An 18,087-nucleotide genomic window follows, 5' to 3' on the forward strand; every position below is an offset into this window, starting at 1 on the left:
AGCACTACCTGCACACCAGCCTGATCGGTGCCCGGTTGCTCGAACCGAGTCGCGAGCCCCCGCCGGGAACGCGCACCGCGCACGGCTCGACGGCGTATCCGCTGGCCGACGAGGACGCGGCGCGGACCTGGTACGACGCGCACCGGGCCACCCTCGTCGCCGTGGTCCACCTCGCCGCTGACCACGGCCTGACCNCTGGGCCGACCAGCTCGCCGTGCACGGGGCGGCGCTCGCGGCGGCCCGGTCGGCCGGCGACACCCGGGGCATGTCCTACGCGCTGCGCGGGCTCAGCCGCGCCCACCTGCGTCTCGGTGACCTCGACGCGGCCGAGCGCAGCCTGCGCCGGGCCCTGGCGCTCACGGTCCGGCGGGGGGACCGGTTGGGGCAGGCCCGCACCCTGCACGGGCTGGCGTTCGTGCGTCAGCAGCGACGTGACCTGGTCGGCGCGCTGTGCCACTACCGCCGCTCCCGGGCGCTGTTCCGGCGCCTGCGCCATCACAGTGCCTGGGCCGAGTCGTTGAACGGCTCCGGCTGGTCCCACGCGCTGGCCGGGAACCTGCGTCAGGCGCTGCGCCAGACGCGTACCGCGGTGTTCCTGTTGCGCCGTTGCGGCGACCGGCACGCGGAGGCGAGCGCCTGGGACACACTCGGCCACATCCATGCCCGCCGGCACGACCCGGACCGGGCGGACGCCTGCTTCACCCGGGCGCTGCACCTGTTCGAGGGCTTGGGCGACCGGTTCTTCCAGGCCGAGGTGCTGGCCCACCGGGCCGAGCACCGGCGGTCGGCCGGTGACCACCGGCGGGCGTACGCGGACCGGTCCCGCTCGGTGCGGTTGCTGGAGAGCCTGCACCGGGCTGGCTGAGAGCCGGGCCGGAGTGTCACCGGTGCCGCGTACAGTGCGGGGCATGGCTCTGGACACCAGGCCGGCGGCGCGCGCCGGCCGCCTCCGGCTGCTGCCGTTGGCGCTGGTGTTCCTGACCGTCGGCATCTCCGCCGCGGTGGTGCTGCCCTTCCTGTCGCTCTTCCTCGCCACCGAGATCCGCGCCGATCCGGTGCGGGTCACCGTGTTCCTGGTCGTCGCGCCGCTGTCCGGTGTGGTCGTCGCCGCGCTGGTCGGCCGCCTGTCCGACCGGTGGCCGATCCGCCGCCGGCTGCTCCTCGGCGCGTCGCTGGCCGGGATGGTGGGCGCCGGCCTGACCGCGTTCGTGCGCGACTACTGGCTCCTGCTGGGGCTGACCGTGACCGCCACCGCGCTGGCCGGGTCGCTGTTCCCGCAGTCGTTCGCCTACACCCGCCAACTCCTCGACCGGGACAGTCCCGGCCGGGCCGCGCTGGGCATCAGCGCCATGCGTACCGTCTTCTCGCTGGCCTGGGTGGGCGGGCCGCCGCTGGCCGCGGTCCTGCTGGCGGCCGGCGGCTTCCGGTTGGTCTACGGCATGGCCGCCGCGATGTACGCGCTGGCGGCGCTGGTGGTCACGTTCGGGCTGAAGGAGCTGCCGGTGCCCCCGCGGCCGGTCCCCGACGAGCGGGGCGCGCACCCGCCGGGGGTGTCGCGGTGGCGGTTGGCGGCGACCGTGGCCGCCTTCACCATGTTGCAGTGCCCGCAGACGCTCGGCGTGCAGGTGCTGCCGCTGTTCATCGGCGGTGAGCTGGGCGGCGACCCGGCGGACGCGGGGCTGGTGCTGGGCCTCTGCGCGGCGCTGGAGATCCCGCTGATGCTGGGGCTGGGCGTGCTCACCGCGCGGGTCCGGCTGCGCCCGCTGATCCTGCTCGGCGCCGGCTGCGGCGTCGCCTACTACGCGATCGCCGCCGGGGCGTCGAGCGTCCCGGTCCTGCTGCTCGCGCAGCCGGTCAACGCGCTGTTCATCGCCGCCGCGTCCGGGGTCGGCATCGCGTACGTGCAGGATCTGCTGCCGGGCCAGCCCGGCCGGGCCACCACGCTGTTCACCAACACGTTCCCGATCGGGGCCGTGCTCGCCGGCCCGTTGCTGGGGCTCTCCGCGCCCCTGGGCTTCCGCTGGGCGTACGGGATGAGCATGGCGTTGTGCGCCGGTGGCCTGNGCGTCGGACCAGGACCACGTGGTCGACCAGTTCGCCGGTGTGACCGTCGTGGGTGGCGACACGGCGTGCCTCGCCGACCCGTTCTGTCTCCCAGCCGTCCGGGTCGAGGTCGATCGCGGCGAGGATCTCCGCCGGGCTGGCGAACCGGGGGTCGTCGGCGTCCAGCCCGGACCAGGGCGGCGGGGCGCCGTGCTCGACGACGAGCAGCCGGCCGCCGGGCGCGACCGCCCCGGCCGCCGGGGGCAGCACCCGCTCGCGCGGCAGGACCAGCGGGGACTGGAAGAACTGCGCGGACACCAGGTCGAAGCGGCCGGCGGGGAAACCCTTGGTCAGGTCGTGCCGGACGGTGGTGATCCGGTCCGCCACGGCGGCCCGCTCGGCCTCCACCGCGAGCCGTTGCAGCGCGACCGTGGAGATGTCCACGGCGGTGACCCGCCAGCCTCGGGCGGCCAACCAGATCGCGTCGCCGCCCTCACCGCAGCCCAGGTCGAGCACCGTGCCAGGCGGCAGCTCGGCGGCCACCTCGGCGAGGACCGGGTTCACCCGGCCGCTCCAGATCCGGTCCGACTGGCCGTAGCGCTCGTCCCAGAAGCGGGCCGGGTCGGTGTCCGCCGGCGGGTTCTCCTGGTGCCCGTGGTGGTGCGCGGTCATGCCTGCCTCCTCCTTCGCCGTCGGGCGTCTCCCGGTCCGGTCCGCCCATCGTGCGCGCGGCCGGGTCCGGCGGCAAGAAACCTTGCCGGTCCGGCAAAACGGCACGACCCAAGNCGGCGCGGCACTCCCCGGCTGCCCGGCCGGGCGACCGGTCGAGGCAGGACGCGGCGGCAGGATTAGCGCACCGCGCGCAGGGGCAGACATTCCTCATCGACCACTCCGACCGTAAGGAGCCGACGGCATGGCCAAGGGTGACATCGACACCTACCAGCAGGACGGGCAGTGGAAGAACCGCCCGGAGGGCAACGAGCGCGCGAGCAGCCGGCACGACACCAAGGCGGAGGCGGAGGCGGCCGGCCGGGAGATGGCGGCCGAGCGCGGCACCGAACACGTCATCAAGAAGCAGGACGGCACCATCGGCGAGAAGAACACGTACCCCCGCAGCCGCGACCCCCGCGAGATTCCCGGCTGAGTCACCGCCCAGGACGCCGACGGCGCCGGACCCGCTCGGGTCCGACGCCGTCCGCGCTGCCGAAGAAGCTGCTGGTTGTGGTCGGCTGGCTAAAAAGTTTTGTGCGGTTCCTACAATGGTCCCCACTCAGGCTTCGGCGGTTACGACATGGCGCCGTCTGCGGCCAGACGGAAGGGTGAGGCAAGCCGGGGGCATCGCCGCCACCCGGCGCTCGCCGTGGTTCTACCGAAGGGGACGGTCACGTGTTCACCCGTGTCGCCATCGTCAACCGGGGTGAGGCCGCCATGCGGCTCATCCACGCGGTCCGGGAGCTGGCCGCGGAGACCGGCAGCCGGATCGAGACCGTCGCGCTGTACACCGACGTCGACCGCACCGCCACGTTCGTCCGCGAGGCCGACATCGCCTACGACCTGGGGCCCGCCGCCGCCCGCCCGTACCTCGACCTGAAGGCGCTGGAGCGCGCGCTGGTGGAGACCGGCGCGGACGCCGCGTGGGTCGGTTGGGGTTTCGTGGCCGAGGATCCGGCCTTCGCCGAGCTGTGCGAGAAGGTCGGCGTCACGTTCGTCGGGCCGAACCCGGACGCGATGCGCAAGCTCGGCGACAAGATCGGTGCGAAGCTGATCGCCGAGGAGGTCGGGGTGCCGGTCGCCCCGTGGAGCCGGGGCGCGGTGGAGAGCCTGGAGGCGGCGGTGGCCGCGGCGGCGCGGATCGGCTACCCGCTGATGCTGAAGGCGACCGCCGGCGGCGGCGGGCGCGGCATCCGGGTGGTCCGCAGCGACGCCGAGCTGGCCGACGCGTACGAGCGCACCAGCCAGGAGGCGGCCCGGGCGTTCGGCAGCGGCGTGGTGTTCCTGGAGCGCCTGGTCACCGGCGCCCGCCACGTCGAGGTGCAGGTGATCGCGGACGGGCAGGGCACCGCCTGGGCACTCGGCGTGCGGGACTGCTCGGTGCAGCGACGCAACCAGAAGGTCATCGAGGAGTCGGCGTCGCCGGTGCTCGGCCCGGAGCAGGTCGCCGAGCTGAAGTCGTCGGCGGAGCGGCTGGCCGTCGCGGTCGGCTACCGGGGCGCGGCGACGGTGGAGTTCCTCTACCACCCCGGTGAGCGGCTGTTCGCCTTCCTGGAGGTCAACACCCGGCTCCAGGTGGAGCACCCGATCACCGAGGCGACCACCGGGTTCGACCTGGTCAAGGCGCAGTTGCACGTCGCCGGCGGCGGCCGGCTGGAGGGTACGCCGCCGGTCGAGCGCGGGCACGCCATCGAGGCGCGGCTCAACGCCGAGGACCCGGACCGGGACTTCGCCCCCTCCCCCGGTCGGATCACCCGGCTGGACCTGCCCGCCGGGCCGGGCATCCGGGTGGACACCGGGGTCAGCGAGGGCGACACCATCCCCGCCGACTTCGACTCCATGATCGCCAAGATCATCGCGTACGGCCGGGACCGGGACGAGGCGCTCGGCCGGCTGCGGCGCGCGATGGCGAACACCACCGTGGTCATCGCCGGTGGCGCGACGAACAAGAGCTTCGTGCTCGACCTGCTCGACCAGCCCGAGGTCATCGACGCCAGCGCCGACACCGGCTGGATCGACCGGGTCCGCGGCGAGGGTCGGCTCGTCGCGCACCGGCACTCCGCGGTGGCGCTGGCCGCCGCCGCGATCGAGGCGTACGAGGAGGACGAGGCCGCCGAACGGCAGCGGCTGCTGTCCACCGCGGCCGGTGGCCGGCCGCAGGTGCAGCACCGCAGCGGCCGGCCGCTGGACGTGAAGCTGCGCGGCGTGGGCTACCGGCTGCGGGTGGCCCGGGTCGGCGCGCACCGGTTCCGGGTCGGCATCGAGGCCGGCCCCGAGGTCCGGACCGCGGACGTCGAGCTGGACCGGTTCGACCGGCACACCGGGCAGATCACCGTCAACGGCGTCCGCTACCGCCTGCTCACCGGCACCCACGGCCCGGTGCACCTGGTCGAGGTGGACGGCGTCACGCACCGGATCAGCCGCGACGAGGGCGGCGTGGTGCGGTCCCCGATGCCGGCGCTGGTGGTCGCCACCCCGCTGGAGGTCGGCGCGGAGGTCGAGGCCGGCGCGCCGGTGCTGGTGCTGGAGGCGATGAAGATGGAGACGGTGCTGCGGGCACCGTTCAAGGCGCGCCTCAAGGAGTCCGCCGTCGCGGTGGGCACCCAGGTGGAGGCCGGTGCGCCGCTGCTGCGCCTGGAGCCGGTCGCCGAGGCGGGCGCCGAGGTCGCCGCCGACCCGGCCGGGCCGGCGGTCGAGCTGGACCTGCCCGCCGCACCCGGCGACGTTCCCGCGCGTACCCGCATCGAGCGCGGGCAGGAGGACCTGCGCGGCCTGCTGCTGGGCTTCGACGTCGACCCGCACGACGAGCGCCGGGTGCTCGACGACTACCTCGACGCGCGGCGCGCGGCCACCGCGGCCGGGCACCGGCCGCTGGCCGAGGAACTGGAGCTGGCCGAGGTCTTCGCCGACCTGGCCGAGCTGAGCCGCAACCGGCCCGGCGGGGACGACGGTCCGGGCGGGCACCTGCACAGCGCCCGCGAGCACTTCCACACCTACCTGCAGAGCCTCGACGTGGAGCGGGCCGGCTCGCCGGAGCCGTTCCGGGCCCGCCTGGCCAAGGCACTCGGCCACTACGGCGTCACCGAGCTGGACCGCACCCCCGACCTCGAGGCCGCGGTGTTCCGGATCTTCCTGGCCCAGCAGCGGGCCGCCGTCGACGCCACCGCGATCGCCGCGTTGCTCCGGTCGTGGCTGCGTGAGCCGCCGCCGGACGAGGCGCTGCGGGAGCCCGCCGGCCTCGCGCTGGAGCGGCTCATCTCGGCCACCCAGGTCCGCTTCCCGGTGGTCGCCGACCTGGCCCGGGGCCTGGTGTTCGCCTGGTTCGCGCAGCCGCTGCTGCGCCGCAACCGGGCCCGGGTGTACGCGCGGGTCCGCACGCACCTGCGGCACCTCGACACGCAGCCGGACGCGCCGGACCGCGCCGAGCGGATCGCCGAGATGGTCCGCAGCACCGAACCGCTGGTCCGGCTGCTCGGCCAGCGACTGGTGCGGGACAACCTGGACAACGCGACCATGCTGGAGGTGCTGACCCGCCGGTACTACGGCAACAAGGCGCTCACCGCCGTACGCACCCGCGCCGCCGGGGACTGCGTGTTCGTGGTGGCCGACCGGGCGGAGTCGAGCGTGGTCTCCACCGCGGTGCGCTTCGACGCGCTCGGCGACGCGCTGCGCGGGCTCGCCGAGGTGGCCCGGGACTGCGACGCGGTCGACGCCGACGTCTACCTGTCCTGGGAGAGCCAGCCGGAGGGCCACGACGCCACGGCCGCCGCGCTGCTCGACGTGATCAACGCGCATCCGCTGCCGGACCGGGTCCGCCGGCTCACCACCACGGTGGCCGGGCGCGGTGGCGCGGTGATGCACCACCACGTCACGTTCCGGCCCGACCCGAGCGGGACCGGGATGGCAGAGGAGCGGCTGATCCGCGGCCTGCACCCGTACATCGCGCAGCGGATGCAGTTGGAGCGGCTGCACCGGTTCGACCTGACCCGCCTGCCGTCGCTGGACGAGGAGGTCTACCTCTTCCAGGCGGTCGCCCAGGAGAACCCGTCGGACCAGCGGCTGGTGGCGTTCGCGCAGGTGCGCGACCTGACCGAGCTGCGCGAGCAGGACGGTCGGCTGGTCGCGCTGCCGACCACCGAGGACGCGGTCGCCGCCTGCATCGACTCGATCCGCCGGGCGCAGTCCCGGCGGCCGTCGAAGGTCCGGTTCCCGACCAACCGGATCGTCATCTACGTCTGGCCGCCCAGCGAGCTGACCCGCGAGGAGATGGAGCTGATCGCCGGGCGGATGCGCCCCACGACGGTCGGCGCCGACCTGGAGGAGATCCTGTTCATCGCGCGTCAGCGCGACCGCCGCACCGGCGAGCTGACCAAGGTCGGCGTGCGGATCACCTTCGACGTCACCGGACGCGCCCAGCTCGTCGTCGGCGAGCCGCCGACCGAGGCGGTCGAGCCGCTGGACGACTACCGGCTCAAGGTGCTGCGGGCGGCCAGCCGCAACACGGTCTACCCGTACGAGCTGACCGGCCTGCTCGGTGACTTCGTCGAGCACGACCTGGACCACGCGCACGAGCTGGTGCCGGTGGACCGGCCGAAGGGGCGCAACAGCGCGGCGATCGTGGCCGGCGTGGTCACCACCCCGACGCCGCGGCACCCACGGGGCGTGACCCGGGTGGTGCTGCTCGGTGACCCGACGAAGTCGCTGGGCGCGCTCTCCGAGGCGGAGTGCCGGCGGGTGATCGCCGCGCTGGACCTGGCGGAGCGGATGGGCGTGCCGCTGGAGTGGTACGCGCTGAGCGCCGGCGCCCGGATCTCGATGACCTCCGGCACCGAGAACATGGACTGGGTGGCCGCGGCGCTGAAGCGGATCGTCGAGTTCACCCAGGCCGGCGGTGAGATCAACATCGTGGTCGCGGGCATCACCGTGGGCGCCCAGCCGTACTGGAACGCCGAGGCGACGATGCTCATGCACACCAAGGGCGTGCTGGTCATGACGCCGGACTCGGCGATGGTGCTGACCGGCAAGCAGTCGCTGGACTTCTCCGGCGGCGTGTCCGCCGAGGACAACTTCGGCATCGGCGGCTACGACCGGGTGATGGGCCCGAACGGGCAGGCGCAGTACTGGGCGCCGGACCTGCCGGCCGCGCGGGACGTGCTGATGGCGCACTACGACCACACGTACGTCGCGCCGGGCGAGGACGCGCCGCGCCGGGCCACCACCACCGACCCGGTGGACCGGGACGTCACCACGTTCCCGCACGCGGTGACCGGCAGCGACTTCACCACGGTCGGCGAGATCTTCTCCGCCACCGCGAACCCGGACCGGAAGAAGCCGTTCGACATCCGTACCGTGATGCGGGCGCTCGCGGACCAGGACCACCCGGTGCTGGAGCGGTGGGCCGGCATGGCCGACGCGGAGACGGCGGTGGTGCAGGACATGCACCTCGGCGGCATCCCGGTGTGCCTGCTCGGNCCTACACCGCCGGCACGCTGTTCCCCCGCTCGTCGAAGAAGGCGGCGCGGGCGATCAACGCGGCCAGCGGCAACCGGCCGCTGGTGGTGCTGGCCAACCTCTCCGGCTTCGACGGCTCGCCGGAGTCGATGCGCAAGCTGCAACTGGAGTACGGCGCCGAGATCGGCCGGGCGATCGTGAACTTCCGCGGCCCGATCGTCTTCTGCGTCATCTCGCGCTACCACGGCGGCGCGTTCGTGGTGTTCTCCAAGGCGCTCAACCCGGCCATGACGGTGCTGGCGATCGAGGGTTCGTTCGCCTCGGTGCTCGGCGGCGCGCCGGCCGCCGCCGTGGTGTTCTCCGGCGAGGTCGCCGCGCGCACCGCGGCCGATCCCCGGGTACGCGAGGCGGAGGGCCGGGTCACGGCCGCCACCGGCGCCGAGCGCGCGACGCGGACCGCGGAACTCGACGAACTCCGCGCGTCGGTGCGGGCGGAGAAGTTGGGCGAGGTGGCCGCGGAGTTCGACCGGGTGCACAGCATCCAGCGCGCGGTCGAGGTCGGTTCGGTCGACGCGGTGATCCGGGCCGCCGAGCTGCGTCCCCGCGTCATCGAGGCGATCGAGGCGCGCCTGAGCTGACACGTTCCACCGTCGACGGCGGGCGGGCCTTCGGGCCCGTCCGNGGCGGTCAGGCGGCGCAGCGGTCGCAGGTGCCGAAGATCTCCACGGTGTGCGCCACGTCGGTGAATCCGTGCTGGGTGGCGACCTGGTCGGCCCACCGCTCCACGGCCGGGCCGGCGACCTCGACGGCCCGGCCGCAGTGGCGGCAGACGAGGTGGTGGTGGTGCTGGCTCAGGCTGCACCGGCGGTAGAGGTATTCACCGCCGGGCAGCCGGGCCGAGTCGATCTCCCCGCTGTCGACGAGCAGTTGCAGCGTCCGGTAGACGGTGGTCAGGCCGACCTTGGCCCGCCGTTCGACGAGCATCTGGTGCAGCTGCTGGGCGCTGTGGAAGCCCTCCACCTCGCGCAGCAGCGCCAGCACCTCGGCGCGCTGCCGAGTGTTGCGGGTCGCCCCGGTCGTCACCTGGGTCACCGTCCGCCGCCTCCCCTCGTCCGCGCCCGCCCGGCGCGTGACCGCCGCCGCGGCCGGCCGGGACCACGGAGCGCCGCAACCATTATGCCCAGCGCGTATCCGCAGCCCGCCGCTGCCGCCGCCCGGCCGCACCGGCCGGAACTTTCCGTCCCCCCGACCCGACCAACGGTACGAACAGCGATCTTCGAGGGGACGACTCATGCCCAGCACCACCACCGGCCGGTTCCGGCGCCCGGCGGCCCTGATCGGCGCCGCTCTCCTGGCCGCGTCCGTCGCCGCCTGCGGGTCGTCCGACGACCCGACGACCGCCGCCGCGCCGGCACCGACGACGGCGCCGGCCGCCGCCGGAGCGAACGCGGCGGCCGGCGTGCTCGGCATCCGCGACCCGTGGGTCAAGGCCGCCGACAAGGGCATGACCGCCGCGTTCGGCGCCCTGGTCAACGACGGCGACGCCGACGTGACCATCACCGGGGCCAGCACCGAGGTCTCCCCGATGGAACTGCACGAGATGGCGATGCGGGACGGGAAGATGGTGATGCGGCCCAAGGAGGGCGGCATCGTGGTCCGGGCCCACTCCACCGCCACCCTCCAGCCCGGCGGCGACCACCTGATGCTGATGAGCCTCACGCGGCCGGTGCGGGCCGGCGACGAGCTGAACGTCACGCTCACCTTCGGCGACGGCCGCACCCAGACGTTCACCGCGGTGGCGAAGCCGTTCACCGGCGCCCAGGAGTCCTACGCCCCGGGCCACGCATGACCGACGCGACCCCGACGCCGCGCCGGGTGAGCCGGCGCGGCCTGCTCGCCGGCGGCGCGGTCGCCGCCGGGGGCGCGCTGGCCGCCACCGCCGCCGTCCGTGCCGACGATCCCGGGGTACGCCCCGGCGACCCCGTTCCGGCGGCCGGGGTCGGCGACGCGGTCGAGCCGTTCCACGGCGCCCGGCAGTCCGGGGTGACCACCGAGCCGCAGGCGCACGCCGCCTTCGTCGCGTTCACGCTGCGACCGGGCACCGACCGGGCCGCGCTCGGGCGGATGCTGCGGCTGCTCTCCGACGACGCCGCCCGGCTCACCCGGGGCCGGCCGGCGCTGGCCGACACCGAGCCGGAACTCGGGCTGCTGCCCGCCCGGCTGACCGTCACGTTCGGCTTCGGTCCCGGCCTCTACGCCGCCGCCGGACGCGACGACCGCCGGCCGGCATCCGTGGCGGAGCTGCCCGCGTTCCGCGTCGACCGGCTGCGACCGCGCTGGTCCGGCGGGGACCTGCTGCTCCAGATCTGCGCCGACGACCCGCTCACAGTCGCCCACGCCCAGCGGGTGCTGGTCAAGGACAGCCGGCCGTTCGCCGGCGTCCGCTGGGTGCAGCAGGGCTTCCGGCGGGCCGCCGGGGCCGAGCCGGGACGCACCCAGCGCAACCTGTTCGGCCAGCTCGACGGCACCGCCAACCCGAAGCCCGGCAGCCCCGCCGACACCGCCGTGTGGGTGCCCGACGGGCCGGACTGGTTACGCGACTCCACCACCCTGGTGGTCCGCCGGATCAGCATGAACCTGGAGACCTGGGACCTGCTGGGCCGCGCCGACCGGGAGGTCGCGGTGGGGCGACGGCTGGACACCGGCGCACCGCTGACCGGCGCGGCCGAGCACGACGAACCCGACTTCGCCGCGCTCGGCCCGGACGGGCTCACCGTCATCCCGGACTTCTCGCACCTGACCCGGGCGCGCGTCACCGACGACCGGCAGCGGATCCTGCGCCGGCCCTACAACTACGACGGCGTGCCGACCGCCGAGGGCCACGCCGACAGCGGCCTGATCTTCGCCGCGTACCAAGCCGACGTCGCCCGGCAGTTCCTGCCCATCCAACGCCGGCTGGCCGACCGGGACCTGCTCAACGAGTGGACCACCCCGATCGGCTCGGCCGTGTTCGCCGTACCGCCCGGCTGCCCCGAGGACGGCTGGATCGGCCGGCAGGTGCTCGGGTGACCACCAGCAGGAAGGTTCCTCCCCCGATGCGTACCCGTGCCGTCGCCGCGCTCGCCGCGGCGCTCACCGCCCTGCTGCTGACGCCGGCGTCGCCCGCGGCGGCGCACAACTCGTTGCAGGCGGCCACGCCGGCCCGGGACGCCCGGCTCGCCGCCGCGCCGACCTCGGTGACGCTGCGGTTCCTGGCACGGTTGAACCCGGAGTTCACCACCATCGTGCTCAGCGACGCCGGTGGGCGGAGGGTGTCCACCGGCACGCCGGCCGTGGACGGCGCGACCGGCACGGTGACCGTCGACGAGCCGCTGGGCAATGGGGCGTACACGGTCGCCTACCGGGTGGTCTCGGCCGACGGGCACCCGGTGCAGGGCTCGTACCGGTTCACCGTCGCCGACCCGGCCGCGCCGCCGGCGTCGGCCGCGCCCGGGGCGGCCGGGTCNACGCCGACGACGGCCCGTCGGCGGCGCTGGTGGCCGGCGGCCTGGTCGTCGCCCTGGCCGTGGCGGGCGCGGCGGTGCCGCTGTGCCGACGCCGCCGTACCTGCTGAGGCCGGGCCCGCCGGCGACCCGACCCGGAACCCGTCGGGAACTTCCACCCGGTCCCGCCCGACCACCCAGCGGGGAGACGGCAGACCGCGCACACGGCACGGCTCGACGGGCACGGGCCGGCCGTTTCCATTCCTGTTCTCCGATCGGAGTTTGCCCTGATGTCCGTGACCGAACTGCCCGGCGACCGCGCGCCGGACTCCCCCGCCACACCGCCGGACGCCGCCCGACCGGCCCGCCGGCCCGCGCCGCTGACCGCGCTGCTGACCCGCCTGCACTTCTACGCGGGCATCCTGGTCGCGCCGTTCTTGCTGGTCGCCGCGCTCACCGGGCTCGCCTACACGATCACGCCGCAGCTCGACGACGTGCTCTACGGCGACACGCTCACCGTCTCGACCGTCGGCGAGCAGCCCCGGCCGCTCGCCGAGCAGATCGCCGCCGCCCGCGCCGCGCACCCGGACGGCACGCTCACCGGGGTCCAGCCCGCAGACGGCGACCGGGCCACCCGGGTGGTGTTCGCCCGCGACGATCTCGGCGACCGGCAGCACACCGTCTACGTCGACCCGTACAACGCGCGGGTGTCCGGGCAGTTGACCACCTGGTTCGGCTCCACCCCGGCCACCACCTGGCTCGACGACCTGCACCGCAACCTGCACCTGGGCGACGTCGGGCGGCACTACTCGGAGATCGCGGCGAGTTGGCTGTGGGTGCTGGCGCTGGGCGGGGTGGTGCTGTGGTGGCGTCGGCGCGTCAACGGGCGGGCCCGCGTCCGGCACCTGCTCGTGCCCGACCTGTCCGCCGGCGGCGTGCGCCGCACCCGGGGCTGGCACGCCACCACCGGCGTCTGGCTCACCGTGGGCCTGCTCTTCCTCGCCGCCACCGGCCTGACCTGGTCCCGTTACGCGGGGGCGAACTTCGGCGCCGGGCTGGACGCGCTGCGCGCCGGCACCCCGCAGGTCTCCACCACGCTCGACGGCACGCCGCCGGCCACCGGCGGCGGGGAGCACCGGCACGGCGGGACACCGACCGAGCCGGCGTCGGACCCGGCCACGTACGACCGGGTGCTGGGCGCCGCCCGCGCCGCCGGGCTGTCCGGCCCGGTCGCCATCACCCCGGCCGCGGAGCCGGGCACCGCGTGGACGGTCGCGCAGACCGACGACGTGTGGCCGGTCCGGTACGACCGGGTCGCCGTCGACCCGGCCGCCGGCACGGTGACCGCCCGCAGCGACTTCGCCGACTGGCCGGTGCTGGCCAAGCTCAGCAAGCTGGGCGTCCAGGCCCACATGGGTCGCCTGCTCGGGCCGGTCAACCAGATCCTGCTGGCCGCGCTCGCGCTCGGCCTGCTCTGCGTCGTCGTCTGGGGCTACCGGATGTGGTGGCAACGCCGACCGACCCGCGCCGACCGCCGGGCGCCGCTGGGCGCCCCGCCGGCCCGGGGCGCCTGGCGGGGCACGCCGTGGTGGGCGCTGCTGGTCGGGGTGCCGGTGGTGGTGGCGGTCGGCTGGGCGCTGCCCTGGTTCGGCGGCACGCTGCTCGGCTTCCTGGTGGTCGACGCCCTGGTCGGGCTGGCCGGCCGACGGCGGCGCGGCGTCCCGGTGTCCCCCGCTCCGGCCGGGCACTGACCGGCGACCCGCCCGGCGGCCCACCACGAGCCGCCGCCGGGCGGGACCGGCCGGTCCNGATGGTCGTGACGCTCCGCCCGCCGCCCACGGCACCGGGCACGTCGCCCGGACCGGTCGGCTCGGTGTCCGGCCGGTCGCGGTCGAGGTGCAGGCGCAGCAGCACCCACCCCAGCGAGACCCCACCGATGAACAGGTAGGCGGGTTGGGTGCCGAACGTGTCCCAGCAGGTGTGCAGCGTGACGGCCGCGGCGAAGGTCAGCAGGAACGCCGCCAGGCGGCGCCCGCCGGGCGCGGCGGCGAAGGTGAACAGCGCGCCGGCGGTCAACCCGGTCCAGGCCAGGTGGGCGGCGGGCGCGGTCAGACCCCGGATCAGCAGCGTCTGCTCGACCGTGCCGAGGTTGCCCTGCGACCCGACCAGCGCGCCGAACGCGTAGCCCATCGTCTCCAGGGCGGCGAAGCCGGCGCCGGAGGCCACGCCGATCACCAGCCCCTCCCCCGGTGACCGGTGCCGACGCCACAGCAGCAGAATCCCGACCGGCACGATCAGCTTGGCTGTCTCCTCGATCAGGCCGACGAACACCATCGGCAGCACGCCGAGGTGGCGCAGCGTGTCGTACTCCAGCCAGCCGGNGGGACCCGCCACCGGCCGGTGCGGCCCTGCGTGAAGGTCAGGAACGTGGCCGGTGCGACGGCGGCGCCGAGCAGGATCAGCGCGGGCACGAAGGTGATGTTCCGGGTGCCGGTCAGTGTCTCCAGCACCAGCAGGAACAGTCCGACGCCGACCAGCAGGACCGCGAGCCACGCCCAGCGGCGCCCCAGATTCCCCATGCGGTGAGTATCGCCGTGGACGCCGAGACCCGTCCGGTCCGGGTGATCCGCGTCCCACCACGGTGGACGATGAGACGTAGCCGACACGCGGACGCGACATCTGGTGTTGCCTAAGCGCCCTCACCGCCATATATGGTGTGCCACGCAGCTGGTTCGGCCGCGCTCTCCGGGGCACGGCCGAGGCAAGAGGGAACCCGGTGCGAGTCCGGGACTGCCCCGCAGCGGTGAGTGGGAACGACCGCCGTCATCAGCACTGGGCCCGACCGGCCTGGGAAGCGACGGCCAGTAGGCGACCGGCGACCCCGGTCGGGCCCGCGAGTCCGAAGACCTGCCAGCGCGCCGTGCGCTGCCGCGCGCGGCGGTCGAAGGTCGCGCGGGACGACCGACGCCAGCAGCCGGGGCGGCCGTGCGTGCCGCGCCCGTTGGCGTTCTCCCGCCGTCCGAGGCCATCGGAGTGACAGCGAGGAGAGGTCATGACGGTCGTGCAGGAGATTCCCCCGTCCGGTGCCGGCGGGTCGGAGCCGCGACGGCTGGCGATGCGGGTACGCAAGCGCGACGGCGACACCGAGCCGGTCGACGTCAACCGGATCGTCACCGCGGTCGAGCGCTGGGTCGCCGACCTGGACGAGGTGGACCCGCTGCGGGTGGCCACCCGAACGATCAGCGGGCTGTACGACGGGGCGAGCACGGCGGAGCTGGACCGGTTGTCGATCCAGACGGCGGCGGAGCTGATCGGCGAGGAGCCGCAGTACTCGAAGCTCGCGGCGCGGCTGCTGGCCGCGTACGTGGACGAGGAGGTCCGCGGGCAGCAGGTGAGCAGCTTCAGCCAGTCCGTCCGGTACGCGCACGGCCTCGGGCTGATCGGCGACGAGACCGCCGCGTTCGTGTCCCGGCACGCCCGGACGCTCGACGACGCCGTGGACCCGGCCGGTGACCTGCGGTTCGAGTACTTCGGACTGCGTACGGTGGCGGACCGCTACCTGCTGCGCCACCCGGAGTCGCGGCTGGTCGTGGAGACGCCGCAGTACTGGCTGCTGCGGGTGGCCTGCGGACTGTCCCACACGCCGCAGGAGGCGGTCGAGTTCTATCGGCTGATGTCCGCCCTGGCGTACCTGCCCAGCTCGCCGACGCTGTTCAACTCGGGCACCCGGCACACCCAGATGTCGTCGTGCTTCCTGGTCGACTCGCCGCGCGACGAGCTGGACTCGATCTACGAGCGCTACCACCAGGTGGCGAAGCTGTCGAAGTTCTCCGGCGGCATCGGCATCTCCTGGTCGCGGGTGCGCGGCCGGGGCGCGCTGATCCGGGGCACGAACGGGCGCTCGAACGGCATCGTGCCGTTCCTCAAGACGCTCGACGCCGGGGTGGCCGCGGTCAACCAGGGCGGCCGGCGCAAGGGCGCGGCCTGCGTCTACCTGGAGCCGTGGCACCCGGACGTGGAGGAGTTCCTGGAGCTGCGGGACAACACCGGCGAGGAGTCCCGGCGTACGCACAACCTCAACCTGGCCAACTGGATCCCGGACGAGTTCATGCGCCGGGTCGAGGCGGACGGCGACTGGTCGCTGATCGACCCGTCCGAGGCTCCGGAGCTGCCCGACCTGTACGGCGAGGCGTTCGACGCGGCGTACCGGGCGGCGGAGAAGAAGGCGGTGCGCACGGTCCGGGCCCGGGACCTGTACGGGCGGATGATGCGCACGCTGGCGCAGACCGGCAACGGTTGGATGACGTTCAAGGACGCCGCGAACCGGCTGTCCAACCAGACCGGTGAGCCCGGCAACGTCATCCACCTGTCCAACCTGTGCACCGAGATCCTGGAGGTCAACGACGACGCCGAGACGGCGGTGTGCAACCTCGGGTCGGTCAACCTGGGCGCGCACGTCACCGCCGACGGGGTGGACTGGGAACGGCTGCGCGCGACGGTGCGCACGGCGGTGGTCTTCCTCGACCGGGTGATCGACATCAACTACTACCCGGCCGCGCAGGCGGCGGCGTCGAACCCGCGCTGGCGGCCGGTCGGGCTCGGGCTGATGGGCCTGCAGGACGCGTTCTTCACGCTGCGCCTGCCGTTCGACTCGCCGCGGGCGTTGGAGCTGTCCACCCGGGTGCAGGAGGAGATCCTGCTGACCGCGCTGGAGACCTCCGCCGGGCTGGCCGAGCGGTTCGGCCCGCATCCGGCGTACCCGCAGACCCGGGCCGCGAAGGGTGACCTGCATCCGGACCTGTGGGGCGCGGAGCCGACGCAGACCGCCCGGTGGGCGGCGCTGCGCGAGCGGGTCGCCGCGCACGGGCTGCGCAACTCGCTGCTGGTGGCGATCGCGCCGACCGCCACCATCGCTTCGATCGCCGGGTGCTACGAGTGCGTCGAGCCGCAGGTGTCCAACCTGTTCAAGCGCGAGACCATGTCCGGGGAGTTCCTCCAGGTCAACACGTACCTGGTGCGGGAGTTGAAGGCGCGCGGGCGGTGGACGCCGCAGGTCCGGGACCGGATCCGGCGGGCGGAGGGCTCGGTGCAGGGCCTCACCGAGCTGCCGGCCGAGGTGCGGGAGTTGTTCCGCACCGCGTGGGAGCTGCCGCAGCGGGCGCTGATCGACCTGGCCGCCGCGCGGGCGCCCTGGATCGACCAGTCCCAGTCGCTGAACCTGTTCCTGAGCGCGCCGACCATCGGCAAGCTCTCCTCGATGTACCTGTACGCCTGGAAGTCCGGGTTGAAGACCACCTACTACCTGCGGTCCCGACCCGCCACCCGGATCCAGCAGGCCACCGTCTCGCCGGTGCTCGCCCCGGTCGTCACCGCCGACGACGAGGCGCTGGCCTGTTCCCTGGAGAACCCCGAGAGCTGCGAGGCGTGCCAGTGACCACGACCACCGAGACCCGGCCCATGCTGCTCGACCCGGGCATGGACCTGACCCTGCGCCCGATGCGGTACCCGCACTTCTTCGACCGGTTCAAGGACGCCATCCGCAACACCTGGACCGTCGAGGAGGTGGACCTGCACGGCGACCTGGCCGACCTGGACCGGCTCTCGCCGGCCGAACGGCACCTGGTGTCGCGGCTGGTGGCGTTCTTCGCCACCGGCGACACGATCGTCGCCAACAACCTGGTGCTCAACCTCTACCAGCACGTCAACTCCCCGGAGGGCCGGCTGTACCTGTCCCGGCAACTGTTCGAGGAGGCGGTGCACGTCCAGTTCTACCTGAACCTGCTGGACACGTACGTGCCCGACGAGAAGGAGCGGTTCGCCGCGTTCGCCGCGATCGAGAACATCCCGTCGATCCGGCGCAAGGCCGAGTTCTGCTTCCGCTGGATCGACTCGGTGTTCGCGCTGCGCGAGCTGCGGACCCGGGCGGACCGGCGGGCGTTCCTGCTCAACCTGATCTGCTTCGCCGCCTGCATCGAGGGGCTGTTCTTCTACGGCGCGTTCGCCTACGTCTACTTCCTGCGGTCCCGGGGCCTGCTCAACGGGCTGGCGTCCGGCACCAACTGGGTGTTCCGCGACGAGTCGATGCACATGGCGTTCGCGTTCGACGTGGTGGACACGGTCCGGCGGGAGGAGCCGGAGCTGTTCGACGCGGAGATGGAACGGCAGGTGCGGGACATGCTCGCCGAAGCCGTGGAGTGTGAGGCGCAGTTCGCCGAGGACCTGCTCGGCGGCGGCGTGCCCGGGATGTCCCTGGTGGACATGCGGGAGTACCTCCAGCACGTCGCGGACCGGCGGCTGGCCGTGCTCGGCCTGGCGCCGATGTACGGCAGCGGCAACCCGTTCGCGTTCATGGAGTTGCAGGACGTGCAGGAGCTGTCGAACTTCTTCGAGCGGCGGGGGG

The 18,087-nt window shown here is 74.1% G+C and carries 9 protein-coding genes, 4 pseudogenes and 1 riboswitch; of the genes and pseudogenes, 10 read left to right on the plus strand and 3 right to left on the minus strand.

Annotated features, from left to right (window positions below; translation table 11 throughout):
• Positions 1 to 214 precede the first annotated feature (214 nt).
• Both B1205_RS30195 and B1205_RS28900 read left to right on the plus strand, forming a co-directional pair.
• Positions 215 to 865: a tetratricopeptide repeat protein gene (locus B1205_RS30195; protein WP_217809744.1), complete on the plus strand. Its 651-nt coding sequence runs from the start codon at positions 215 to 217 to the stop codon at positions 863 to 865.
• A gap of 43 nt (positions 866 to 908) precedes the next feature.
• Complete coding sequence (locus tag B1205_RS28900; protein ID WP_369597246.1) at positions 909 to 2,417, plus strand: sugar efflux transporter; 1,509 nt, start codon at positions 909 to 911, stop codon at positions 2,415 to 2,417.
• Here B1205_RS28900 and B1205_RS32840 read toward each other — a convergent pair.
• Positions 2,305 to 2,919: pseudogene (locus B1205_RS32840) on the minus strand (class I SAM-dependent methyltransferase); the annotation flags it as partial. The gene B1205_RS28900 and the pseudogene B1205_RS32840 sit on opposite strands and share 113 nt — an antisense overlap.
• A 37-nt stretch (positions 2,920 to 2,956) precedes the next feature.
• On the opposite strand from B1205_RS32840, the gene B1205_RS03775 reads away from it, so the two are divergent.
• Positions 2,957 to 3,187 (plus strand): DUF2188 domain-containing protein, encoded by a 231-nt coding sequence (locus B1205_RS03775; RefSeq protein ID WP_089154306.1) that lies wholly within the window; start codon positions 2,957 to 2,959, stop codon positions 3,185 to 3,187.
• A gap of 242 nt (positions 3,188 to 3,429) precedes the next feature.
• A pseudogene (locus B1205_RS03780) lies at positions 3,430 to 8,843 on the plus strand (ATP-binding protein).
• 49 nt (positions 8,844 to 8,892) lie between these two features.
• Here the strand turns inward: B1205_RS03780 and B1205_RS03785 are convergent.
• Positions 8,893 to 9,297, minus strand: coding sequence for a Fur family transcriptional regulator (locus B1205_RS03785; RefSeq protein ID WP_089154307.1), 405 nt, complete (start codon positions 9,295 to 9,297; stop codon positions 8,893 to 8,895).
• A gap of 199 nt (positions 9,298 to 9,496) precedes the next feature.
• On the opposite strand from B1205_RS03785, the gene B1205_RS03790 reads away from it, so the two are divergent.
• From B1205_RS03790 to B1205_RS03805, 4 genes and pseudogenes are all read left to right on the plus strand, one after another.
• Positions 9,497 to 10,054, plus strand: a complete 558-nt coding sequence (locus tag B1205_RS03790) for a copper chaperone PCu(A)C (protein ID WP_089154308.1) — start codon at positions 9,497 to 9,499, stop codon at positions 10,052 to 10,054.
• The gene (locus B1205_RS03795) at positions 10,051 to 11,274 is read left to right on the plus strand and encodes a Dyp-type peroxidase (protein WP_089154309.1); all 1,224 of its coding nucleotides are present in this window, start codon (positions 10,051 to 10,053) and stop codon (positions 11,272 to 11,274) included. Before B1205_RS03790 ends, B1205_RS03795 begins: the two co-directional genes overlap by 4 nt.
• A 26-nt stretch (positions 11,275 to 11,300) precedes the next feature.
• A pseudogene (locus B1205_RS03800) lies at positions 11,301 to 11,818 on the plus strand (copper resistance CopC family protein).
• 159 nt (positions 11,819 to 11,977) lie between these two features.
• Positions 11,978 to 13,438 (plus strand): PepSY-associated TM helix domain-containing protein, encoded by a 1,461-nt coding sequence (locus B1205_RS03805; protein WP_089154310.1) that lies wholly within the window; start codon positions 11,978 to 11,980, stop codon positions 13,436 to 13,438.
• A 127-nt stretch (positions 13,439 to 13,565) separates the two neighbouring features.
• Here B1205_RS03805 and B1205_RS03810 read toward each other — a convergent pair.
• Positions 13,566 to 14,266: pseudogene (locus tag B1205_RS03810) on the minus strand (PrsW family glutamic-type intramembrane protease); the annotation flags it as partial.
• A 132-nt stretch (positions 14,267 to 14,398) separates the two neighbouring features.
• A riboswitch (cobalamin riboswitch) is annotated at positions 14,399 to 14,616 on the plus strand.
• Positions 14,617 to 14,739: 123 nt separating this feature from the next.
• Here B1205_RS03810 and B1205_RS03815 point away from each other — a divergent pair.
• Together B1205_RS03815 and B1205_RS03820 are read left to right on the plus strand one after the other, a co-directional pair.
• Positions 14,740 to 17,121 (plus strand): ribonucleoside-diphosphate reductase subunit alpha, encoded by a 2,382-nt coding sequence (locus tag B1205_RS03815; RefSeq protein WP_089154311.1) that lies wholly within the window; start codon positions 14,740 to 14,742, stop codon positions 17,119 to 17,121.
• 23 nt (positions 17,122 to 17,144) lie between these two features.
• The coding region (locus B1205_RS03820) for a ribonucleotide-diphosphate reductase subunit beta (protein WP_089154398.1) at positions 17,145 to 18,087 on the plus strand (943 nt) is incomplete at its 3' end.

The sequence above is a fragment of the Micromonospora sp. NBS 11-29 genome, assembly GCF_002140155.1.
In the GTDB taxonomy this organism is placed as follows: Bacteria; Actinomycetota; Actinomycetes; order Mycobacteriales; family Micromonosporaceae; genus Micromonospora.

What these genes read in the sequence shown, in the direction of transcription:
- B1205_RS03795 (WP_089154309.1), top strand. Translation starts at nt 10,051, where the DNA reads ATGACCGACGCGACCCCGACGCCGCGCCGGGTGAGCCGGCGCGGCCTG.
- B1205_RS03805 (WP_089154310.1), top strand. Translation starts at nt 11,978, where the DNA reads ATGTCCGTGACCGAACTGCCCGGCGACCGCGCGCCGGACTCCCCCGCC.
- B1205_RS03815 (WP_089154311.1), top strand. Translation starts at nt 14,740, where the DNA reads ATGACGGTCGTGCAGGAGATTCCCCCGTCCGGTGCCGGCGGGTCGGAG.
- B1205_RS03790 (WP_089154308.1), top strand. Translation starts at nt 9,497, where the DNA reads ATGCCCAGCACCACCACCGGCCGGTTCCGGCGCCCGGCGGCCCTGATC.
- B1205_RS03775 (WP_089154306.1), top strand. Translation starts at nt 2,957, where the DNA reads ATGGCCAAGGGTGACATCGACACCTACCAGCAGGACGGGCAGTGGAAG.